The 21,446-nt window shown below is 59.9% G+C and carries 17 protein-coding genes, 1 pseudogene and 1 riboswitch; of the genes and pseudogenes, 7 read left to right on the forward strand and 11 right to left on the reverse strand.

Annotation, left to right across the window (positions count from 1 at the left end; all coding sequences use genetic code 11):
* Nucleotides 1-220: 220 nt before the first annotated feature.
* Nucleotides 221-961 (reverse strand): YiaD family glycine zipper/OmpA-like lipoprotein, encoded by a 741-nt coding sequence (locus AC06G5_RS25360; RefSeq protein ID WP_413427777.1) that lies wholly within the window; start codon nt 959-961, stop codon nt 221-223.
* 103 nt (nt 962-1,064) lie between these two features.
* A complete protein-coding gene (locus AC06G5_RS25365) occupies nt 1,065-1,709 on the reverse strand; it encodes an MBL fold metallo-hydrolase (protein ID WP_413427778.1) in 645 nt (214 codons plus the stop codon).
* Nucleotides 1,710-1,894: 185 nt separating this feature from the next.
* On the opposite strand from AC06G5_RS25365, the gene AC06G5_RS25370 reads away from it, so the two are divergent.
* Nucleotides 1,895-2,968 (forward strand): polymorphic toxin type 44 domain-containing protein, encoded by a 1,074-nt coding sequence (locus tag AC06G5_RS25370; RefSeq protein ID WP_413427779.1) that lies wholly within the window; start codon nt 1,895-1,897, stop codon nt 2,966-2,968.
* A gap of 483 nt (nt 2,969-3,451) precedes the next feature.
* Here the strand turns inward: AC06G5_RS25370 and AC06G5_RS25375 are convergent, their stop codons facing one another.
* The 5 genes from AC06G5_RS25375 to AC06G5_RS25395 all read right to left on the reverse strand — a co-directional run bounded on the left by AC06G5_RS25375 (nt 3,452) and on the right by AC06G5_RS25395 (nt 12,554).
* Nucleotides 3,452-6,190 (reverse strand): winged helix-turn-helix domain-containing protein, encoded by a 2,739-nt coding sequence (locus AC06G5_RS25375; RefSeq protein ID WP_413427780.1) that lies wholly within the window; start codon nt 6,188-6,190, stop codon nt 3,452-3,454.
* A 175-nt stretch (nt 6,191-6,365) separates the two neighbouring features.
* Entirely contained in the window at nt 6,366-7,730 is a 1,365-nt protein-coding gene (locus AC06G5_RS25380) for a DUF1329 domain-containing protein (protein ID WP_413427781.1), read from the reverse strand.
* Between the two features lie 28 nt (nt 7,731-7,758).
* Nucleotides 7,759-9,642, reverse strand: a complete 1,884-nt coding sequence (locus AC06G5_RS25385) for a DUF1302 domain-containing protein (protein ID WP_413427782.1) — start codon at nt 9,640-9,642, stop codon at nt 7,759-7,761.
* A 339-nt stretch (nt 9,643-9,981) separates the two neighbouring features.
* The gene (locus AC06G5_RS25390) at nt 9,982-11,664 is read right to left on the reverse strand and encodes a fatty acid--CoA ligase (RefSeq protein ID WP_413427783.1); all 1,683 of its coding nucleotides are present in this window, start codon (nt 11,662-11,664) and stop codon (nt 9,982-9,984) included.
* A 260-nt stretch (nt 11,665-11,924) separates the two neighbouring features.
* Nucleotides 11,925-12,554: a LysE family translocator gene (locus tag AC06G5_RS25395; protein ID WP_480458541.1), complete on the reverse strand. Its 630-nt coding sequence runs from the start codon at nt 12,552-12,554 to the stop codon at nt 11,925-11,927.
* Between the two features lie 91 nt (nt 12,555-12,645).
* On the opposite strand from AC06G5_RS25395, the gene AC06G5_RS25400 reads away from it, so the two are divergent.
* The 3 genes from AC06G5_RS25400 (at nt 12,646) to AC06G5_RS25410 (ending at nt 15,493) form a co-directional block, all read left to right on the forward strand.
* A complete protein-coding gene (locus tag AC06G5_RS25400; protein ID WP_413427784.1) occupies nt 12,646-13,611 on the forward strand; it encodes a 2-hydroxyacid dehydrogenase in 966 nt (321 codons plus the stop codon).
* 34 nt (nt 13,612-13,645) lie between these two features.
* Nucleotides 13,646-14,644, forward strand: coding sequence for a methyltransferase (locus AC06G5_RS25405; RefSeq protein ID WP_413427785.1), 999 nt, complete (start codon nt 13,646-13,648; stop codon nt 14,642-14,644).
* Nucleotides 14,645-14,694: 50 nt separating this feature from the next.
* A riboswitch (yybP-ykoY riboswitch) is annotated at nt 14,695-14,819 on the forward strand.
* A gap of 89 nt (nt 14,820-14,908) precedes the next feature.
* On the forward strand, nt 14,909-15,493 hold the full coding sequence (locus AC06G5_RS25410) for a TMEM165/GDT1 family protein (protein ID WP_008016665.1): 585 nt from the start codon (nt 14,909-14,911) through the stop codon (nt 15,491-15,493).
* Between the two features lie 165 nt (nt 15,494-15,658).
* Here the strand turns inward: AC06G5_RS25410 and AC06G5_RS25415 are convergent, their stop codons facing one another.
* Complete coding sequence (locus AC06G5_RS25415) at nt 15,659-16,477, reverse strand: M48 family metallopeptidase (RefSeq protein ID WP_413427786.1); 819 nt, start codon at nt 16,475-16,477, stop codon at nt 15,659-15,661.
* A 1,361-nt stretch (nt 16,478-17,838) separates the two neighbouring features.
* Between AC06G5_RS25415 and AC06G5_RS25420 the strand changes: the two are divergent.
* Together AC06G5_RS25420 and AC06G5_RS25425 are read left to right on the forward strand one after the other, a co-directional pair.
* Nucleotides 17,839-18,036, forward strand: a pseudogene (locus AC06G5_RS25420) (HAMP domain-containing protein); the annotation flags it as partial.
* A 111-nt stretch (nt 18,037-18,147) separates the two neighbouring features.
* Nucleotides 18,148-18,891: a methyl-accepting chemotaxis protein gene (locus AC06G5_RS25425; RefSeq protein WP_413427788.1), complete on the forward strand. Its 744-nt coding sequence runs from the start codon at nt 18,148-18,150 to the stop codon at nt 18,889-18,891.
* A gap of 108 nt (nt 18,892-18,999) precedes the next feature.
* Here AC06G5_RS25425 and AC06G5_RS25430 read toward each other — a convergent pair whose 3' ends face one another.
* Genes AC06G5_RS25430 through AC06G5_RS25440 form a run of 3 tightly spaced genes read right to left on the reverse strand, consistent with a single transcriptional unit; the run spans nt 19,000 to nt 20,111 of the window.
* Nucleotides 19,000-19,623: an SOS response-associated peptidase gene (locus AC06G5_RS25430; protein WP_480458542.1), complete on the reverse strand. Its 624-nt coding sequence runs from the start codon at nt 19,621-19,623 to the stop codon at nt 19,000-19,002.
* A 35-nt stretch (nt 19,624-19,658) separates the two neighbouring features.
* Nucleotides 19,659-19,919 carry a putative signal transducing protein gene (locus AC06G5_RS25435; protein ID WP_007979315.1) on the reverse strand — a complete coding sequence of 87 codons (261 nt, stop codon included), beginning with the start codon at nt 19,917-19,919 and terminating at the stop codon, nt 19,659-19,661.
* A gap of 9 nt (nt 19,920-19,928) precedes the next feature.
* On the reverse strand, nt 19,929-20,111 hold the full coding sequence (locus AC06G5_RS25440; RefSeq protein ID WP_085715945.1) for a CPXCG motif-containing cysteine-rich protein: 183 nt from the start codon (nt 20,109-20,111) through the stop codon (nt 19,929-19,931).
* A 139-nt stretch (nt 20,112-20,250) separates the two neighbouring features.
* Here AC06G5_RS25440 and AC06G5_RS25445 point away from each other — a divergent pair, with 139 nt between their 5' ends.
* Nucleotides 20,251-21,417, forward strand: coding sequence for a 1-acyl-sn-glycerol-3-phosphate acyltransferase (locus tag AC06G5_RS25445; RefSeq protein WP_413427080.1), 1,167 nt, complete (start codon nt 20,251-20,253; stop codon nt 21,415-21,417).
* The last annotated feature ends 29 nt before the right edge of the window (nt 21,418-21,446 follow it).

Below are 21,446 nucleotides of genomic sequence, written 5' to 3' on the forward strand. Positions count from 1 at the left end.
CAAATGATTGTCCGGGGGCTTTTTTGTTTCTGATCCAATATTTTCGGTGTTTGTCAGGGCCCCTTCGCGGGCAAGCCCGCTCCCACAGTATCCGTGATCGACCCAGAACCCTGTGGGAGCGGGCTTGCCCGCGAAGAGGCCGGAACTGACAGCACAAAAAAACCGTTCGCCCCCCATAAGGACCGAACGGTTCTTTTACACCCGGGATTCAGTCAGACGCTTATGGATACTGCTGAACTGTACCCTGCTGCTGAGCACCATACTCCTGACCCGGAATCGCCTTGAGGTTGACCTCTACACGGCGGTTCTGCGCCCGGCCATTGACGTCGCCGTTGCTGGCAACCGGGCTATCGGGACCTGCGCCGCGAGCGCTCAGGTTGGTCCCGCTGACACCTTGCGAGGTCAGGTAGGTTGCCACGCTTTGCGCACGACGCTGGGACAGGTCCATGTTGTGCTGGCGGCTACCGGTGCTGTCGGTATAGCCGACGATTTCGATCTGGTTCTGGTTGAACTCTTTCAGCGAGCCCGCCAGGTTATTCAGCGGTTGATAGAAACCTGGAGCAATGTTCGCCGAATCGGTAGCGAACGTGATGTTACCCGGCATGATCAGTTTGATCTGGTCGCCCTGGCGCTGCACTTCAACACCGGTGTTGGCCATGCTGGCGCGCAGCTTTTTCTCTTGCTGGTCGGCGTAGTAGCCGTAACCGGCGGCGGAAGCACCGACCACTGCAGCACCGATCAGCGCACCCTTGCCACGGTTATCGTGGTTGATGGCAGCACCGGCCAGCGCACCGGCCAGAGCGCCGAGGCCACCGTATTTCGCGGTCTTGCTCATGCCTTCGGAGCCGCTTTCCGCCTGGCCCTGAGCCTGGCCCTGACCGCCGTAAGGGTTAGGCGAGGCACAACCGGACAAAACGGCCACAGCTGTAGCGACAATAATCAAACGACGCGTGGTGAACATGTAAAGCTCCTACGTTTTTGCATTCTGTGGTGCAACGGACCAAGGCATCAGCCTTTGCGGGCGTTGGATCACTTCCTGGATTAAAAATTCCGCTCGTTACAAATCATGCCCGTACAAACGGGTTTTCGCGCATTTCATCGCCCAGACGAGTGTCAGGACCATGCCCGGCTACCACCGTCGCCTCTTCGTCGAGGGTGTACAGCCGCTGCTTGATCGAACGCACTATGGTCGCCTGGTCGCCACCCCACAAGTCCGTGCGCCCGACTCCGCGACGAAACAGCGTGTCGCCGGCAATCAGCAGCCTGGCCTCGGAAAACCAGAAGCTCATTGAGCCCGGTGTATGACCCGGCGTGTGCAACGCCACACCGCAGCCGCAGGCCAGTTCTTCATCATCGGCCAGCCAGCGATCCGGTGACGGCACCGGGGTATAAGGCACACCGAACATCTGGCACTGCATTTCCAGGTTGTCCCACAGAAACTGGTCTTCCTTGTGCAGATGCAGTGTCGCGCCGGTTTTCTCCTTGAGTTGACCGGAAGCGAGGAAATGATCGAGGTGGGCATGGGTATGGATGATACTGACCACTTTCAGCCCCAGGGCATCGAGACGCGCCAGGATCAGCTCATGATTGCCACCCGGATCGACAACGATGGCCTTTTTCGTCACCGGATCGCCGATGATTGTGCAGTTGCACTGCAAAGGACCGACGGGGAAGGTTTCGCGGATAAGCGCAGGTTTGACAGCGTCCATGGGCGTTCCTGGAGTAAATGGATGGCCTATTCTGGCACAGCCCGCCGACATCGCCGATGCCGTCCGCCGCCTATCACCTGCCTGATTGCAGAATCCACCTACATCATTCAAGGAAACGTCTGATTTAACTCCCGTGCCGCCAAGCCTAGCGTGCTCGTCCCTGCAAACAACACAAGGACTGAATCATGGGGCGAGGAACAGCTAACGGGTTAGGACAAGGATTGCACGGCGACCTGACCACGACAGGAGCCATGTGTATCAGTAGCTTGCCCTGTGCAACGCATGGAGGGCGTGCTGTGCTACGACTCGGGGACAAGACCACTGCGTGTAAAAAATGCGGCAGAACCGGCGTTATCGTTGACAGCCTACCCGCTATGAAATGGCACGGCGTTCCAACTGTACTGGACGGTGCAGAAGTTCACTGCGGCTGCCCACCAGGTACCAATCGGCTGATTGCTCCCGCACCTTCGCCTCGCGCCACCCGCTCCGAGCACACTCAAAGTGTTGCTCATCCGACGAGGCATTCTGATCAAGTATCGACGACAAAATCTCTACAAAGTGATCAAAAAACAGTTGAGATAAAAACGCGACCTGTCGTTTGCAACGACCCGGACATGATGGAAGAGGTAGCGAGCTACATTGCCGGGGAAATGAACCGCAATATTACTCATCCGTCCGTAGTGAAGATGAAGAACCTCAACAATTTTGACGCTGATGGTGAGCAAAAGAAGTTCAGAAAACTACCTTGGTACGCACGCCTTTCCCCACCCAACTTCAAAGCAATTGAGTCAGGAAACAGGGTGACGGCCATGGCTCTTTGGGCAGAGCGCGTAGGTCAGAACAGACCCTGGGATCACAAGGTCACGATAGGGCTACAGTTTGGCGGCCCCTGGCAGAAACAAGGTATGTTCGACTACTTCTACGACATATGGTCAAACGTGCACTATGGGTACGTAGGGATGGCGGGAGGACTTTCCGAAAGTCTCCTTTTGGATGGAGCTGGAGTCGAACAAATTGCCTCAGATTCCATCCGTAAAATACAAAAATGGGATAAAAGACCGGGGCCACGTCGGTCGGCGGACATCGAAGGGATGCGAGCGTGGGACGACATCGGAGACAGGGTATCTATCAGCATTGGCATCAAACTCTACAGACTTCAACCGAACGGCGGGATAACAGTGAAGATGCTGATGGATGAAGTCTTGGGTTTACCACGCACAAGCTGGGGTGATGGTATTCGTGACCATATCTGTAAATAAGCCCCATTCCAGGAATACATGGTGCGGTTTGGTCATTCTATTGCTCGCACCCATCCTCTTTTGGTACTTCGCCGCACCTCAGGTGAACTTCTACTTTTCTGAAAAAGGCCAAGGGCGCCTAGGCTACATCCTGAATGTGCAGCACGAGATCTCGAAGGGAGAACTTTACCCTGGTGAAGTGACTGGAGGCCCCGGTCATATCTTCCCAGACGCGAAATTTTTTATGGAGTTTTACTGGAATAACGGAGGTAAATCACACTGCATACGGGTCAAACCGAAATGGCCAAACACAGATATCTACATTGGGCCAGACGGAGAAATTGAGAGTCGCACTGAGAGTAGCCGTATTGAACAATGTGGAGCGCTCCCGGGCTGATTGCTGGCCAATGTTTTCAAATTTGGCCCGTTTTTTTGACCACAACTCCCCTCTTGCAGTACAGAGTCACTAATACCAGCCCCCCACGCTGGAAAGTCCGCTGCACGTTACACCAACACCCCCAGCTCCTTGGCCCGCGCCACGGCCTGTGTACGCCGCTCGACCCCGAGCTTGCTGTTGATGTGGCTGGCGTGGGTCTTGACCGTGTGCAGGGAGATAAACAGCTGATCGCTGATTTCCTGGTTTGAACAGCCCTGGGCAATCAATCGCAATACCGCCAGTTCCCGCGTGCTGAGCTGTTCCGCGGCGACGCCGGACTCCTGGCCGGAGCGGGCAGCCAGTGCCGGCAGTTTTTCACTGAGGCTCAGGGAAACGGGGGTTGGCGGACAGAGTTGAAGTTGCCCACGCAGCCAGTCCGGGTAATCGGTCAACAAGCACTCAAAGGGTTGCAGCACCCCGCCACCGGCGACGTCCAGCGCCTGAGCCAGGGCCTTGCGTGCTTCCGGTTCCCGTCCGGTGCCCAGCAATAGCGCCACTTTCTGGGTCAACGCCATGGCACTGAGCATCTGTCGACCGCTTTGCTGGCCATGTTCAAGCAGCGCATTCAAACGCCCTTCAGCCAGCATCGGTTGGCCCTGGATGGCATCCAGCAAGGCTTGCTGCAATTCGATATGCAGCGGCAATTGCGGGTGGAACTCTGGCGGTGCTGCCCCGTATTCACCGTTATAGGTCTGGCCCAGACGCGCCAGCCAGGCTTCAGCCAGATCGGTGCGCCCCTGGGCCAGCCAGAGTTCACATTTGACCAGGGTAATCATCGCCAGGTAGTAGATCGGCGGCACATCCCAGATGTGCATCAGCCGTTCGGCTTCGGCAAGTTCGGCAAAGGCCTTGGCGAACTCACCGCTGCAGCCTTCCAGCCTGGCAATCACGCAGTGGCCGATAAGCACGCTGATGTCACGACAGGCACGCGCCTCGCTCAACCCGGCCTGCAAGCGCACCCGGGCCAATTGCGGCTGCATGCGCTGGGCCAGCAAAAAGCCTTCGTACAAGGTCAGCCGGGCGCGAACCGCATACAGCCGTTGCGCAGACAGGCTCTGCAGGCGCTGCATTCCCTGACGGACCTCTTCCAGCGCCCGACAGATTTCCCCGCGCGCTTGCAACACCCGGGCACGGTCGTAGTGCGCCAGTGCTTCGAACAACGGGTTGCCGACCCGTTGCGCCAGCTCCAGCGATTCGCGGTTCAGCCCCCGCGCCTGCCACAAATCACCATCGGCAATGGCCAGGTTGGACAGGGTCGAGAGGCACATCAGGCGCTGGCCGTAACGCTTGGTCGGAAGACTCTCCAACGCTTCGCGGCAGTACCGCAGCGTCAGTTCGCGGTTGCCGCGCCCACGGGCAATGATGCCGCTCAATGCCAGCCATTGAGCCAGCATGGACTTCTGGGCGGTGGCTGACGGAGCAGGCAGGAAGCGGCTCAAATGGCTGGCCAGCTCCTCGGCGGCATCCAGCTGGCAAGCCATCCCCAGCGCCCAGCTATACAGCACGATCAGTCGCGGCGTGCTGATCAGCAAGCTGTCAGGCAAGTCCATTTTCCAGCGCAGCAACATGCCGACATTCTGCTCGGCCAGCAGTTGCTCTTCGGAGAGGTTCTGCACCAGGTTCGCCGCGACGTCCAGGTGACCGGCACGCAGGGCCTGCTCCACGGCCTCATCGAGCAATCCCTGGGCATTGAACCAGCGACAGGCACGCAGGTGCAGGCTGGCGGCCGGGACCATCGACTGGGAAGTCGGCCGCGTGCGCAACAGATCGGAAAACAGGTGGTGGTAACGATACCAATGGCCATGCTCGTCCAGCGGCACCAGGAACACCTGGTGAGCCAACAGGAAACGCAGGATCTCTGCGCTGTCATGGGCGTCGCGGACGGCATCGCACAGTTCGCTGCAAAAACGTTCCTGGGGCGCCGTGTCATAGAGGAACGACTGGACCTCGGCGGGCAGGCAATCGATGACTTCTTCGAGCAGATAATCACGGATCAGCCCTTCCCCACCGTGCAACGATTGCGGCAGCGTCCCATCGGTGCCCGCCTCCGAAGCGGCCAGTAGCCAGAAGCGTAACCCCGCGACCCAGCCTTCGCTGCGCTGGATCAGACTCTCCAGTGCCTCACCGCGCAAGGAACTGCTGTGCCGGTCGAGCAGGCTCAAGGCCTCGTCACGGGTCAGGCGCAAATCCTGTTCATGCAACTCAAGCAGTTGTCGCGACAGCCGCAGCCGCGCCAGGTGCCAGTCGGGACGTTGCCGACTGGTGACCATCACCAGCAAGCCATCCGGAAGATGATTGAGGAAAAACTGCAGGCAACGGTCCAGTACCGGCCCCTGGGCCAGATGGTAATCATCCAGCACCAGCAGCAATGGCCTCGCTGTGGACAGGTGCACGGCCAACTCGTCGAGCAGGCCGTCCAGCCACTCTTCGAACGCGAACGGCTGATGGCGCTGGCGCATTTTCAACAGCCCGAGGGATTGCCTGCCCAGGTGCGGAAAATAGTCCTGAAGGCCTTCGAGCAGGCGTTCGAGAAAACGCCCCGGGTCACTGTCTCTCGGGCTCAACCCCAGCCAGAGACTTTGCCAGTGCTCTGGCAAGCCCTGACAAAACTCCACCGCCAACGAACTCTTGCCGAACCCTGCCGGTGCGCTGACAAGCAACAACCTGCCTGCGAGCCCGGCATTCAGCCGTTCGCACAAACGCGGACGCAGCACATGGCCGTCGGGCAACGGCGGGCGGAAGAAGCGCCCGTCCAGTGTCGCGACGGCAACATGAGCAGAACCTGGGGGTGTAGACAAATCAGTCATAACCGGCTCTTGTTTGAATTGCGGGTGGCGGCGTTGCAGATGTCCGCAGACTAGCCGTAATCGGATAGGGAATGAAGGTAATTGCTACAAATGGCTACAAAAAGACTACAAGCAAAAAAAAACGCCCCGAACCAGTCGGGGCGTTTTCAGAGGGTGCGTCGCTACTCAGTTCACCTTAGCGAACACCATCCTGACGCAAGGCTGCCGGGGTGAAGTCGCTGGTGGTGGCGGTGAAGCCGAAGTCATAGGCCGACTTCTCTTCGTTCTTCATGCCGAGCGCCAGGTAACGACCCGACTGCAGGTCATACAGGGCTTCGAGGGCATACCACGGCACTTGCTTGTCGTAATAGTTCTCGGCGTGGGCCTCGGCGACGCGCCACAGTTGACCGCGACCGTCGTAGTGATCGATCACCGCTGCTTGCCAGGTGTCTTCGTCAATGTAGAAGTCACGCTTGGCGTAGATGTGACGCTGACCTTCCTTCAGGGTTGCAACCACATGCCACACACGACGCAACTCGTAACGAGCCAGGTCCTGGTTGATGTGGCCGGCCTTAATGATGTCGGCGTACTTGAGCTTCGGATCATCGAGTTTGTAGGCATCGGAGGCGATGTACATCTCTTTCTTGCCTTCGAGCTTCCAGTCGTAGCGATCCGGCGCACCGTTGTACATGTCCAGGTTGTCGGAGGTACGCAGGCCATCGGCTGCAGTACCCGGGCCGTCATAGGACACTTGCGGTGCACGGCGCACACGACGCTGACCGGCGTTGTAGACCCACGCCGAGCGCGGCTCCTTCACCTGGTCGAGGGTTTCGTGCACCAGCAGCACACCACCGGCCAGACGTGCCGGCGCGGTCACTTTCTGCTTGAAGTAGAACAGGATGTTGCCCGGGTTTTTCGGGTCGTAATCCTTCATCTTGTCGCGGAACACGAACTGGTCCTGGAAGTAGACCAGGCTGAACGAACCGTTCGGCTGTGGTGTGGCCTGGGTCACGAGGCGGGTCACGCTGCCCCCGCGATAGCGGGTGATGTGGTTCCAGATGACTTCCACGCCGCTTTTCGGAATCGGGAACGGCACGGCCGTTTCGAAGTTTTCCAGACCGTTACCGCCGGACACCAGGTTGGTGTTGGTGGCGTTGCGCTTGATGGCGGCGAACACGTCATCCGGCACGGTGGCACCGCGATGGGACGGGTACACCGGCATCTTGAAGGTTTCCGGGTAGCGCTTGAACATCGCGTACTGGCCCGGGGCGAGCTTCTCTTTGTACTGATCGACGTTCTGCGCCGTGATGGTGAACAGCGGCTTTTCGCTGGCGTACGGATCGGACAGGAAGCCCTTGCTGTCAGCGGTGCCGGCATTCTTCGGCATCGGCTTCCAGGCCGGGATAGAACCGTCGGCGTTACCCGCCATTTCGGCGCCCATCGGGGTCAAGCTCTTGCCCAGCTTGTCAGCCTCGGCCTGGGGAACCGCTGCCATGACGCTGGTCGCCAGCAGCGAAAGCCCCAGAACACCGGCGTGGAACAGACTCTTTGTTATTTTCATATGTGCGTTCGTCCTGAGAATACAGTGCTTAGAAGTTCACGCCGACGCTGAGCGCAACGAAGTCGCGGTCATCCACGGTGGTGTACTTGCCGTCGAAGAAGTTGGTGTACGCCAGGCTCGCGGTGTAGGTGTTCTGGTACTCGGCGTCGACACCCAGGCTCACCGCCTTGCGGCCTTCCTCGAAGTTGCCGCCAGGGCCAGGCGAGTAACCGCTCACGTCATGGGACCAGGCAACGTTCGGCTTGAGGTTCACACCGGCAAACACGTCGTTGTATTCCCAGATGGCGCGACCGCGGTAGCCCCACGAAGTCGGGGTGGTGAAGCCTTCGTTGGTGCAATTGCGGCTGAGGTTGTTGGTTGGAGTACCCGGGCCGGCCCCGCGGATGGTGCCGGCGTTAAGCGTCACGCAGGTATTTTGGCCGTTGGTAGCAGGCAACTCACCCGGGCCGTAGACCGGGTCACGGCCGTAACGGACATCGGAGGAGCTTTCCAGCCCGCCGACATGAGTCACGCCCACTTCGCCCACCAGGGTCAGACGGCTGGCGCCCATGACCTGGTCAAAGAAGTGCGTCAGGGTAGTCTGGAACTGGGTGATCTCTTTACGGCGATAGCCGTGCAGGTCAGTACCCGGTGCAGCGGACAGCAGCGACGCGTTGCCCAGGCCGTTCAAAGGACGTACACCAGCGAACAGGATGTCGGTGGTATTGAGCTGCACCGGAGCGTTCGGACGGTAGCTGATCTCACCGCTCCACGCCGTACCGGTAGGCAGGGTGGTGGAGAAGCTCAGGCCGTAGAGACGGATGTCTTCCGGGTATTCGATGAAGTATTGCGAATTACCCGCCACCAGCAATGGCGCCAGCGCGGCGAACGGACCTGGGAGTCCCGCTGCCGTGTTGTAGACCGACTGCGGCGCACCAGTGGCGCTGAAGATCGGCGCACGGCTGTGGTAGTTCATGAAGTAGGCGCCGAACTCGGTGTCCAGCGGATCGAACATGTACTTGAAGGACGCGCCCCACTGACCGCTGTCACGGGCATCACGATCGGGGCCACGACGCACCAGAACACCCTCTTCGTTGACGTCGACGCCGTTGGCGGCCAAAGGCCCCAGGGCAATGGCCGGAATTTGCGAGCGCTTGTTCAGCACGCGCAGGTTGTTGTCGCAGCCGTCGGCAACAATGTCCGGCTGGGAGAAGAACGTGCCGCAGTTATCGACGACGGTCTGGTCCCATTCCAGTTGGTAGAAGGCTTCGGCCGAAAGGTTTTCGGTCAGGCTCTGGGAGATGTAGAACATGTTGACCGGGATCAGGCCTTCCTTGATCTCGGCACCCGGACGGCGGAACGCGGACACGTCGATCGGGTTGATCGAGTTGATGCCGCCGCCGATGAAGGTACTTTCACCCCAGCTCACGACCTGCTTGCCCAGGCGCACGGAACCTGGCTGATCGGCAATGGAGTAGTTGTGGTAGACGAAGGCGTCGAGGAGTTGAGTGCCAGCGGACTTGGCGCCTTCTTTGCGGCCGTCGTCGCTGATGTCCTTGAACGGACGGCTTTCGTCTTTCAGTTCAAAGTCGTACCAGTATTTGCCACGGACGAAAACACCGGTATCGCCGTATTTCAGTTCAAGGTCATGGATGCCCTTGAAGATCTTCGAGAAGGTTTCCCCGCTCTTGAAGTTCAGGTGACCGTCATCAGAAGTCTGGGACAGACCCTTGCCACCGTTGTTGACACCGATGAGGTTCTTGTTCGGCTGCTGAGTAGACCAGCTGGCACCAATCGACAGGGATGAGTCGAACTGACCTTCGATTTCACCTACGTTGAAACTGACGCCGAATGCTGGCCCGGCGAGCGTAGAGGCAAGACTGACAGCCAGGGGCAGTTTCGCCCGGCGCCAGAACTGGTTTGCTGATGTCATCGACGCTACTCCATGTGCATTTTATTGTTATGGCAGTGAGCACTTCTAAAAACGCTGTGGATAACCGGGAGCCATGGCATCCCAAAGTCATTCCAAAGTTGCATCGCCCCGGTTTGTGCGGTTGCCCCGTTCTTAAAAATCCTTGAGCGGACTATAGCCAGCAGGTAGTAGTGCTTGATCCCTCTAAAGTGTGATTTGCAGCTGCCAGCCACTCTGGAACAGTCCTTTCGCCAGTCCGACGCCCGTCGGCCCGGCAAGAATGGCTGAAATTTTCGATTTGACAAGCCAAGCGCTTGCTTGGTGGGGCTGGCGTGCCCTTTCGGGCACGCCAAGAGGCGCTTAAAGCGTCGAGAGGAAGGTGCTGTTGGTGGCCTGCCATTCGGTGATGTCGACACGAATGCGCTTCTTGTCGAGTTTGCCGACACTGGTCTTGGGAATTTCAGTAACAAGGGCGATCTGGCTCGGAATCGCCCACTTGCTCAAGTGCCCCAGTTCCACAAACGGCTTGAGGTGTTCCTTGAGTTCCCGGGCCCCGATTGTGTGCCCCTCACGGAGCACCAGCAGGGCAAACGGTCGCTCGCCCCATTGCGGATCAGGGATCCCCACCACTGCTACTTCGCGTACCGCCGCATGGCGGCTGATCAGGTCTTCGAGGTCCAGGGAGGAAATCCACTCGCCACCGGTCTTGATCACGTCCTTGATGCGGTCACGAATGTCTATCACACCCATGCTGTCCAGGGTCGCCACGTCGCCGGTGTGCAGCCAGCCGCCGGCCCAGAGTTCGGCGCCCTTCTGCGGCTCGTTGAAATACCCCTCGGTCAGCCACGGTGCGCGCAACACCAGCTCGCCCTGGGTCTCGCCGTCGGCAGGCAGGAAGTTACCCTCGGTGTCGACGATCGCCGCCTCTACCAGCGGCCCGGGTACGCCGGCCTTGATCCGGTAGGTGGTGCGCTCGTCTTCAGTGCCGGCCATCAATTCGTCGTTGAGGTGCGCGCACGACACCAGCGGCCCGGTTTCCGACATACCGTACGCTGCGGTCAACTGAATGCCCTTGGCTTTTGCCGCTTCGTACAGCGTGCGGTTCAGGGCGCTGCCGCCGATGACGATTTTCCAGCCGCCGAAGTCGACGTTCTGCGCGGCCTTGGCATTGAGGACCATCTGCAAGATGGTCGGTACGCAATGGGAGAACGTGACCTTCTCCTTGCGCCACAACTCCACCAGATACTCCGGGTCATAGCGACCGGGGTACACCTGCTTGAGTCCGAGCATGGTCGCCACATACGGCAAGCCCCAGGCGTGCACATGGAACATGGGGGTGATCGGCATGTACACGTCGTTGGTGCCCAGCAGGCGCACGCTATCGATCGCGCCCATGATGGTCGACACGCCCATGGTGTGCAGCACCAGTTGCCGATGGGTGAAGTACACGCCCTTGGGATTGCCGGTCGTGCCGGTGGTATAGAACGTGGTGGCAACCGAGTTTTCGTCGAAATCCTCGAAGTCGTACTGCGGGCTCGCCGCGGCCAGCAGCTGTTCGTATTCGCCGACGAGGTTCGGCAGGTCAGCGGTCTTTTCCGGCAGGTCAGTCAGCAGCAGGGTTTTGTCGACTGTGGTCAGATGCCCTTCGATGGCCTTGTAGAGCCCGACGAACTCGCTGTTGACCAGCACAAAGCGGTCCTCGGCGTGGTTCATGGTGTAGAGGATCTGTTCCGGCGACAGGCGCACGTTGATGGTGTGGATCACCGCACCGATCATCGGGATGGCGAACATGCATTCCAGGTAACGATGGCTGTCCCAGTCCATCACACCCACCGCATCCCCGGGCTTGACCCCGGCCGCTGTCAGCACGTTGGCCAGACGCGCCACCCGCTCGATCAGGGTCGGGTAGCTGTAGCGCAACTTGTCGCGGTAGATGATCTCGCGGGTTTTCTCATAACGGGCACCGGACATCAGTAGCCGTTTGATCAACAGCGGGTACTGGTAAGCGCCTTCGGCCGGGGGGATAACGCGAGTCTGCAACATAATAATCCCTTTAATCTGACTGCACGGTCGTGACTGAAAGTACGCACTGTAGTGCCCTTGATCGTCAGCCAAATCAGCCAAAGGAATGATTTGCAGAGCCCCACCAATGCTAGCGTTGCGCCATCACTCATAGGGCTTGATTACCCGTAGGAGCGGGCTTGCCCGCGATGAACCCGGGATTTTCGCGGGGTGTCAGATATCAAGTGTTATCGTTGACGAGCATCGCGAGCGAGCTCGCTCCTACAAGGACAGATATCTGATCAACGCATCTCGGTAAAGGCGAGCTTCACGCCAATCGCAATCAGCACCGCGCCCATGGTCCGGTCGAACCAGTGCCCCATGCGTGCGAAACCGGCGCGTACGCGTTGCTGGCTGAACAACATCGCCACCAGACAGAACCAGGTCGCCGTCGCCACCGCCAGGTAAACCCCATAACCGGCCTGCACGGCCAGTGGTGTGTGCGGGTTGATCACCACGGTGAACAGCGAGAGGAAGAACAGCGTGGCTTTCGGGTTGAGACCATTGGTGACGAAACCTGAGGTGAAGGCACCACGGGCCGTGCGCTCCCCGGCTTCCTTGTGCAGATCGTCCGCCACAGGCTTGGCCGGTTGCGCGCGCAGTGCCTTGTAACCGATGTACAGCAGGTAAGCGGCGGCGGCCCATTTCAAGGCATTGAACAGCACGATCGACTGGGACACGATCAGGCCGATCCCCAACAGGGAATAACCCACGTGCAGGAAGATCGCAGTACCCACGCCCAGCGCAGTCCAGGTGCCCGCGCGGCGACCGTGGGTGACACTCTCACGCACCACCACGGCAAAGTCCGGGCCGGGGCTGGCCACGGCCAGCAGGTGAATCAGGGCAACGGTCAAGAACTCTGTCCAGTACATGGGGGCTCCTTTAGGCCAAGCGTAACTATTAATTCCATCTGGTAGGCTCGGCAGGTTACGCCTTCAGTTCATTGCACAAAAGGTACAGTTGATGACGAACACTCGCCGCGCCGTTTTCCTCGACCACCCGTCCCTGGACCTCGGCGACCTTGACCTCAACCCGCTGCGCAGTTGTTTCAGCGAACTGCAGCTGTTCGCCCAGACCTTGCCCGATCAAGTCATCGAACACCTCAAGGGCGCTACCGTCGCCATCAGCAACAAGATCCTGATCGATGCCGCCGCCATGGCCGCCAGCCCTGATCTCAAGCTGATCCTGATCACTGCCACCGGCACCAACAACGTCGACCTCGCCGCCGCCCGCGCCCACGGGATTACCGTGTGCAACTGTCAGGGTTACGGCACGCCATCGGTGGCGCAGCACACGATCATGCTGCTGCTCAACCTGGCCACGCGCCTGGCCGATTATCAAAAAGCCGTCAGCGATGGCCGCTGGCAGCAAGCCAGACAATTCTGTTTACTGGATTACCCGATTGTCGAGCTCGAAGGCAAAACCCTTGGCCTGCTGGGCCATGGCGAATTGGGTGGCGCAGTCGCACGCCTGGCTGAAGCCTTCGGCATGCGCGTTCTGCTGGGGCAAATTCCCGGGCGCCCTGCCCGGCCGGACCGCCTGCCACTGGATGAACTGTTACCGCAAGTCGATGCCCTGACCCTGCACTGCCCGCTCAACGAACACACCCGGCATTTCATCGGCGCCCGAGAACTGGCCTCAATGAAGCCCGGCGCATTCGTGGTCAACACTGCCCGCGGTGGCCTGATCGACGAACAGGCGCTGGCCGACGCCTTGCGCAACGGGCATCTGGGCGGCGCCGCCACTGACGTACTGAGTGTCGAGCCTCCGATCAATGGCAATCCGCTGCTGGCCCACGACATCCCGCGCCTGATCGTCACCCCGCACAACGCCTGGGGCAGCCGCGAAGCGCGCCAGCGAATCGTTGGCCAAGTGACCGAAAACGCACTGGGATATTTCAGCGGTAAGGCGCTGCGGGTCGTCAGTTGATAAACTGCGGCACTTTTTTTTCACGGGAGCAGTTATGGATCCGCGCAGTGAAGTACTGCTTCGTCAGGCCGAGTTATTCCAGGGTTCGGTGCTGTTGGCCGGTTTGCCCGCCGACGACTTGCTGGGCCGTCTGCCCGAGGCTCATGGCTGGTGCTGGCACGCCGGCGATCAGGCCGCGCTGGAAGCCCGCTTTGCCGGGCGCAGCCATTTTGGCGTGAACGCGCCTGAGCGCGGGTTCGATAGCGCCGTGGTGTTTTTGCCCAAGGCCAGGGACCTGACTGATTACATCCTCAACGCTGTGGCCTCACGGCTGCAAGGCCGCGAGGTGTATCTGGTGGGCGAGAAAAAAAGCGGCATCGAAGGTGCAGCCAAGCAACTCAACCCTTTCGGCAAGCCACGCAAGCTCGACAGTGCGCGGCATTGCCAGCTCTGGCTGGTCACCGTGGCCGATGCGCCACAAGCCAAACCGCTGGAAAGCCTGGCACAGACCTACGAACTGCCGCTGGCCGAAGGTCCGTTGAAGGTCATCAGCCTGCCGGGGGTGTTCAGCCACGGTCGCCTCGATCGCGGCAGCGCGCTGCTGCTGGAGCACCTGGACAAACTGCCCGGCGGTCACTTGCTCGACTTCGGCTGCGGCGCAGGGGTCTTGGGCGCGGCGGTGAAACGTCGCTATCCGCACAATCAGGTGACGATGCTGGATGTGGACGCCTTTGCCGCCGCCAGCAGTCGCCTGACACTGGCGGCCAATGGTCTGGAAGCCGAGGTGATTACCGGTGACGGAATCGATGCGGCACCGATGGGTTTGAGTGCGATCCTGAGCAATCCGCCGTTCCATGTCGGCGTGCACACCGACTATTTCGCGACGGAGAACTTGCTGCGAAAATCGGCCAAACATCTGAAAAACGGCGGCGAACTGCGCTTGGTGGCGAACAGCTTCCTGAAGTACCAGCCACTGATCGAAGAGCATCTGGGCCCATGCACGATCAAGGCCGAAGGCCAGGGTTTTCGCATCTACCGGGCTAAACGCGGCTAAGGCTTTTTTGAAAAAGAAGGCTTGCCGAATGGATTTTGCCTAGGCAGAATCCGCTCCGTCCTAGGGGAGTAGTCTCCCACGAGCGCCACGCTCGTCCGGCATGCGTCAACATACTTGGTCCTCAGACCATGGCGCATGCGACCCAAGCATCCACATCAGATGGATCGCAGGGTTTGACAAGACCTATGACACGAACACCTTACCCGGGGCGGGAAGGCTGTACGTGTCATAGCCGTGTCGACCCGCCCCTTAGGAAACCCCCTGATGCTGGATTCACTACTCGTACCTACCGCAATCGTTGCCTTGGCCGAAATCGGCGACAAGACGCAACTGCTCGCGCTCATTCTCGCTGCCCGATTCCGCAAGCCCTGGCCGATCATCGCTGGTATCGTCGCCGCAACCCTGGCCAACCACGCGGCCGCCGGTGCAGTCGGTGCCTGGGTCGGCAGTTTCTTCTCGGATACGATGCTGCACTGGATCCTCGCCGCAAGCTTTGCAGCGACCGCACTGTGGACTCTGGTGCCGGACAAGATGGATGACGACGAAGCCAGTACCGCCCGCAAGTTCGGGCCATTCCTGACCACGCTGATCGCGTTCTTCCTGGCGGAAATCGGCGACAAGACCCAGATCGCAACCGTGATGCTGGCTGCGCAATATCCGGAGTTGTGGCTGGTGATCATCGGCACCACCCTCGGCATGCTGATTGCCAACGTGCCCGTGGTATTGGCCGGTAACTTTGCCGCGGACAAATTGCCGTTGACCCTGATCCGTCGACTGGCGGCGTCAGCGTTCTTCATCCTGGCGATTGTCGCGGTGTACAAGGCGATGCAGAGCAGCGGGTGGGTTTGACGCGATAGGTCGTTCGACCGCGTTATCGTTCTTCGTGAGCAAGCCCGCTCCCACATGGGGTCTCCAGCGCACACAAAATTTGCAGTCAATGGAGATTCAGTGTGGGAGCGGGCTTGCTCCGGGCGGCGTTCCGACGAAGAGGCCCGCAGCCTCACCGCATGACTATCAGTACTTCCTGGCCTGCTCGTACAGCGGCATCACCTTCGGAATCGCCGCCTGCAACGCAGCGGTCCGGCTGCTGGAAGACGGGTGAGTGCTCATGAACTCCGGCGGCGCGCCTTCGCTGGCCTTGCTCATCTTGCCCCACAGGCTGATCGCGGCGTTCGGGTTGTAGCCGGCGCGTGCAGCCAGCTCAAGGCCAATCAAATCCGCTTCGTTTTCGTTTTCACGACTATTGGGCAACGTCATGCCATAGTTGGCCACCGTGTCCGCCAGTGCCAGACTGTCCTGGCCCAGCCCCAACAAGGCGCCGGCGCCCTGCTTGGCCATCTCGATCCCATAAGCCTTGGACATTGCCTCACGACCGTGCTCGCGCAGGGCGTGGGCGATTTCATGGCCCATGACCGCGGCAATTTCATCATCGGTCAGCTGCAGTTTGTCGATCAACCCGGTGTAGAAAATGATCTTGCCGCCAGGGCCGCAGTTGGCGTTGAGTTCATCGCTCTTGATCAGGTTGACTTCCCACTTCCACTGGGCCGCGTCCGGACGGAAGTTCGGCGCCTGGGCAATCAGCCGGTCGGCAATCGCCTGAACCCGCCGGGCTTCATTGCTGGACTTGTCCAGCACACCTTTGCTGGACGCTTCGCCCACGGTCTTCTGATAGGACTGGGCATACATCTGGTCGACCTCTTGCGAGGACAACATGCTGAACATGTACTGCTTGCGCTCAACGCCGACAGCACCGCCACTGGTGGTATTGACCGACTGGCAACCGGCGAGCAGCAGGCCTGCGCTCAGCGCACACAAAGCCAATGTCTTGTTCATCGAAAAACTCCCTGAAAACATGCCGCGTATCCTAGGCGTGGAATTGTATCGACGCCAGATACAACGGACATAAGACGCACAATTCAGACAAAGCTCTCGTCGGTGCAGGAAAAAATTCACATTCCGCGGCGAGCCGCAGCCCATCACGCCGCGCATTGATTCATTTGCGACATCCGCCACGCAAAAACAGCCATTTCAACGGCCCGCGCTCATGCTCGCCCGACACCCTGCCGATACACCTCCGCAGACGTCCTTTCGCGCGCGGAGCCCCCATGAAATTCAAGTCGATCCAGTTTTCCGTGGCGGCCCTTGCCGGCGCCATCGTCCTTAGTGTCGTGGCAGCGCTGGTGGTGTACGCGCTGTTTTCCGGCGCCCGCACGCAAGACATGATCCAGGGGCGGACCCAGGCCCAATTCGAGCAAGTCATCGAACAGCGCCTGACGTCCCTGGCGCAAACCCAGGTCAGCCAGATCCAGCGTGAACTCGAAGCACCGCTGCTGATTGCCGGCGGACTGGTGCGGATCAATGCCCTGATCGGCACACCGGCTGCCGATGGCAAGCCCGCCCTGAGCCTCAGCCGCGAGCAACTGATCGGCCTGATCAAGGAAAACGTGGTCAAGAACCCGAAAATCCTCGGCACCTACATCGGCTGGGAAAAAGACGCACTGGATCACAACGATGCGGCCTACGTCGGCACCCAGGTGGTCGGCATCGACGCCAGCAACGGGCGTTTCCTGCCCTGGTGGTTCCGCAACGACGACGGCACCCTGGGCCTGGACAAACTGGTAGACGTCGACGACCAGAAGACCCTGTCCACCGGCGTGCGCGCCAGTGAGTACTACCTGTGCTCGAAAGAAACCAGAAAATCCTGCGTGATCGATCCGGCGCCTTACAAAGTGGGCGACAAAATCGTCATGCTTGCCTCCTTTATTGAGCCGATCATGCTCAACGGAGCTTTCCAGGGCATCGTCGGCGCCGACCTGTCGGTGAACTTCATTCAGGAAATGCTCCTTGGCGCCAACCAGAAACTCTACGGCGGCGCAGGTGAAATGGCCCTGGTTGGCGGCAATGGCCGGATCGTTGCGTACACCAAGGACCCGAGCAAATTCGGTGAAAAAGTCAGTGACATCCTCGACAGCAAACAGATTGCCAACATGGCCAATCTCAAGCGCGGCGAAGTCACCTACAGCGTCGACAAGGCCCAGGGCCGGATCGAGCTGTACCTGCCTTTCGGCATCGGCCAGACCGACGCCCGCTGGACCTTGATGCTGCAACTGCCGCTGAACGCGGTGATGGCCGACCTGCAAAAACTCCAGGCCGACCTGAACGCACAGCGCAAATCCGACACCTTCGGCATGGCGATGGTCGGTCTGGTGATTGCCGGTATCGGCTTGCTGGTGATCTGGCTGGTAGGCCACGGCATCGCCCGCCCACTCAAGCAGATGGTGGCCATGCTCGACGACATCGCCCAGGGCGAGGGTGACCTGACCCGGCGCCTGACCAGCGACCGCGCCGATGAGCTGGGTTCGATCGCCAAAGGCTTCAACACTTTCCTGGCCAAGTTGCAGGCGATGATCACCCAGGTGGTGACTTCGGTGCAGAGCGTCAGCGATTCCTCGGAACACACCGCCGACATCGCCATCCGCACCAACACCGGTGTACACAAACAAATGGCCGAGATCGATCAGGTCGCCACCGCCGTGCAGGAGATGACCGCCACCGCCCAGGACGTGGCGCGCAATGCGACCCAGGCCGCACAGGCCGCCAGCCATGCCGACCAGGCCGCCAGCCAAGGCATGCAGATCGTGCGTGACACGTCGGACTCGATTGGTGCCCTTGCCGTGGAGATCGGCCGGGCCGTCGGTGTGGTGCAAACCCTTGCCAAGGACAGCGAAAACATCAATGCCATCCTCACCGCCATTCGCGGGATCGCCGAGCAGACCAATCTACTGGCCTTGAACGCAGCCATCGAAGCCGCCCGTGCCGGCGAACAGGGCCGAGGTTTTGCCGTGGTGGCAGACGAAGTGCGTAACCTGGCGCAGAAGACACAAAAGGCCACCGAAGAAATCCAGACCATGATCCAGCAACTCCAGCAAGGCACGCGGGATGTGGTGCGAGTCATGGAGGACAGCCAGAACCGCACGGACGAAAGCGTACTGCACGCCTCCAAGGCCGCCGAAGCACTGGAAACCATTACCCAGGCGGTGTCAGTGATCAACGACATGAACACTCAGATCGCCAGCGCGGCCGAGGAGCAAAGTGCGGTAGCGGACGACATCAACCGCAACGTGATCAACATCGGGCAAGTGGCCAATGAGGTGGCCGGTGGTGCGGATGAATCGAGTGCAGCCAGTGCGGACTTGACCAAACTGGCCGAGCAGCAGCGGCGGTTGATCAATCAGTTCAGGGTCTGATCCGAGGGCCTCTTCGCTGGCAAGCCAGCTCCTACAAGGGATCTGCGGTGTTCACAAATCCTCTGTAGGAGCTGGCTTGCCAGCGAAGGCGTCAGCACACCCAACACATCAACCCGGCGTCAGACACTCAGGCCCATTGAGCTTCGGATCATTCACCATGTTCGCCAACACCCGCTCGCGCAACGCGGCGGGCTCACTGGCCAGCAAGGCTTGCAAAGCATGCAGCGGCGTATCCGGATCCAGCCATGCCGCCTGCCCCGCCTCATCGAGTATCAACGGTCGACGCTGACTGGCGGCTGGCTGGGTAATGACCGCCGTACTCAGCCACACCTGCTCCTGTACGGGATACGCCTCCCAGATCGCCGCAAAGAACAATGACGAGCCCTCCCCCGGCGTCAGCCAGTACGGCCGCTTGCGGGTGGTGCCGCGCCATTCGTAAAAACCATTGGCCGGCAACAGGCAGCGGCGCAAGCGCAGGGCTTCGCGGAACATCGGTTGTTCGGCCACGGTTTCGGCTCGGGCGTGTGCCGGGGTCCGCGACAGGTCGGTCAGCCAAGGCGGCGTCAGGCCCCAGCGGGCGCGGGCCAACGTGCGCTGGCCGTTCGGCCCGGCCCGCAGCATCAACACCGAATCATTGGGGGAAATGTTCCACTGCGCCTGCTGGTCGGCGGGAAAACCGGGCAGCGCCGCGAAGGCGGGATTCCAGCGAAACAGGGCATAACGTCCACACATGGGGCAACACGGCTCTTGATCAAACGAACGCCAGCCTAACAGACCAGCGTGCCGGGAAAACTGTCCGGTTCATCACCGGACAGCGGCAGCGCGGCATTGTACGCGGTGATCAGCTCGCGGGCGTATTCGGCCTGGTCGTTCTCGACCGACAGCCCGAGCAGGCCATAGATCGGCAACTCGCCGCTGCCCCCGAGCAAATCACGACCGACCAGATGCGCCTCGATACCCTCGCTGGCGAGCATGCCTTGCAGCAACTCGCCTTCCATCAGGTTTTCCGGATCGTAGATGCGCTGCATACACGCTCCTCACTCGTTTTCACTGAACACTTCGAGATGCCATTCCTCTCCATGAACCTGCAACACAAACGTTATCGGCCGGCAGCATACCTGGCAGTCCTCGATGTAGGTCTGATCGCCACCGGACAAATCCAGAGTAGTCTCTACCTCCTCACCACAATACGGACATTCATACAGCGCGTTTTCCAGCATCGCGGTCTCCCAAGTGACTTGTGCGTATAATCGCCGGTCTATTTGCAGGGCTATTTTTGTCTGGCTACTTTTTCAGACCGTGCCCCGCCGGTTTTCGATCAAAACCTTTACTTACCCTAGCCGTTTCTAACAAGAGAGCATGATGGGCGAATTCGATGCCATCCGACCTTACGACGACAGTGAAGTCCCGGCAGTGCTGGCACGGCTGCTCGGCGACAAGGCGTTTCTAGATATCCTCACCCACTTCCGCTTCCCGCGTTTCGCCGGCGCTTTAGGCTGGGCGCTCAAACCTCTTATAGCCCATCGGCTGCGCCGTGAGTTTGCCGGCGTGACCTCCGTGGCCACATTACAGGACAAAGTCGAGCATTACGTCGACCATACCATCGAGCGCGCCACCGACGGTGTCACCTATACCGGGGTAGAGCAATTCAAGTCCGGCAGTGCCTACCTGTTTATCGCCAACCACCGCGATATCGTGATGGACCCGGCCTTCGTCAACTATGCCGTGTACCACGCCGGTCTGCCGACCCCGCGCATCGCCATTGGCGACAACCTGCTGCAAAAGCCTTTCGTCAGCGACCTGATGCGCCTGAACAAGAGCTTCATCGTGCACCGCTCGATCAGCGGACGTCGGGAGAAAATGGCGGCTTATCAATTGCTGTCGGCGTACATCAACCATTCGATCCGCAATGATTGCGCCTCGATCTGGATCGCCCAGGCAGAGGGGCGTGCCAAGGACGGTGACGACCGTACCGAATCGGCAATCCTCAAGATGTTCCACATGAGCCGCAAGGACGAGCCGTTCGGTGAAGTCATTCAGTCGCTGAACCTGACCCCGGTGTCGATCAGCTACGAATACGACCCGTGCGATCAGGCCAAGGCCCGCGAGCTTTACATCCGCGCCACCACCGGCAGCTACACCAAAGTGCCGGGCGAGGATGACGTGAGCATCGCCAAGGGCATCACCGGCTACAAGGGCCGGGTGCATGTGAACTTTGCCGCGCCGATCACCGACCTGTTCGAAGATACCAAGCAATTGGCGGTCGAGATGGACAAGCAAATCCTCAGCGGCTATCGCTTGTTCCCGGTGCATTACCTGGCTTATGCGCAGTGGAAGGACGCTGACCCGCAACTGCAGGTACCAAAAGCTGCGCAAGTGTTCCCGGCCGAGGAACTGGCCAAGGCCCAGGAAGAATGGCAACGCCGCCTGGACGCCTGCCCCGAAGAGCATCGTCCATTCCTGGTGTTGCAATATGCGACGCCGGTACGCAATCAGTACCGGGTGAAGGCAGGGTTGCCGCTGTAAGCGGTTTCGGCCAGATGCAAAAACGGCGC

It is taken from the genome of Pseudomonas sp. WT-JTC, from assembly GCF_056711565.1.

Coding starts and splice junctions, on each gene's coding strand:
- AC06G5_RS25360 (WP_413427777.1), bottom strand. CDS start 961: ATGTTCACCACGCGTCGTTTGATTATTGTCGCTACAGCTGTGGCCGTT.
- AC06G5_RS25365 (WP_413427778.1), bottom strand. CDS start 1,709: ATGGACGCTGTCAAACCTGCGCTTATCCGCGAAACCTTCCCCGTCGGT.
- AC06G5_RS25370 (WP_413427779.1), top strand. CDS start 1,895: ATGGGGCGAGGAACAGCTAACGGGTTAGGACAAGGATTGCACGGCGAC.
- AC06G5_RS25375 (WP_413427780.1), bottom strand. CDS start 6,190: ATGACTGATTTGTCTACACCCCCAGGTTCTGCTCATGTTGCCGTCGCG.
- AC06G5_RS25380 (WP_413427781.1), bottom strand. CDS start 7,730: ATGAAAATAACAAAGAGTCTGTTCCACGCCGGTGTTCTGGGGCTTTCG.
- AC06G5_RS25385 (WP_413427782.1), bottom strand. CDS start 9,642: ATGACATCAGCAAACCAGTTCTGGCGCCGGGCGAAACTGCCCCTGGCT.
- AC06G5_RS25390 (WP_413427783.1), bottom strand. CDS start 11,664: ATGTTGCAGACTCGCGTTATCCCCCCGGCCGAAGGCGCTTACCAGTAC.
- AC06G5_RS25395 (WP_480458541.1), bottom strand. CDS start 12,554: ATGTACTGGACAGAGTTCTTGACCGTTGCCCTGATTCACCTGCTGGCC.
- AC06G5_RS25400 (WP_413427784.1), top strand. CDS start 12,646: ATGACGAACACTCGCCGCGCCGTTTTCCTCGACCACCCGTCCCTGGAC.
- AC06G5_RS25405 (WP_413427785.1), top strand. CDS start 13,646: ATGGATCCGCGCAGTGAAGTACTGCTTCGTCAGGCCGAGTTATTCCAG.
- AC06G5_RS25410 (WP_008016665.1), top strand. CDS start 14,909: ATGCTGGATTCACTACTCGTACCTACCGCAATCGTTGCCTTGGCCGAA.
- AC06G5_RS25415 (WP_413427786.1), bottom strand. CDS start 16,477: ATGAACAAGACATTGGCTTTGTGTGCGCTGAGCGCAGGCCTGCTGCTC.
- AC06G5_RS25425 (WP_413427788.1), top strand. CDS start 18,148: ATGGCCGAGATCGATCAGGTCGCCACCGCCGTGCAGGAGATGACCGCC.
- AC06G5_RS25430 (WP_480458542.1), bottom strand. CDS start 19,623: ATGTGTGGACGTTATGCCCTGTTTCGCTGGAATCCCGCCTTCGCGGCG.
- AC06G5_RS25435 (WP_007979315.1), bottom strand. CDS start 19,919: ATGCAGCGCATCTACGATCCGGAAAACCTGATGGAAGGCGAGTTGCTG.
- AC06G5_RS25440 (WP_085715945.1), bottom strand. CDS start 20,111: ATGCTGGAAAACGCGCTGTATGAATGTCCGTATTGTGGTGAGGAGGTA.
- AC06G5_RS25445 (WP_413427080.1), top strand. CDS start 20,251: ATGATGGGCGAATTCGATGCCATCCGACCTTACGACGACAGTGAAGTC.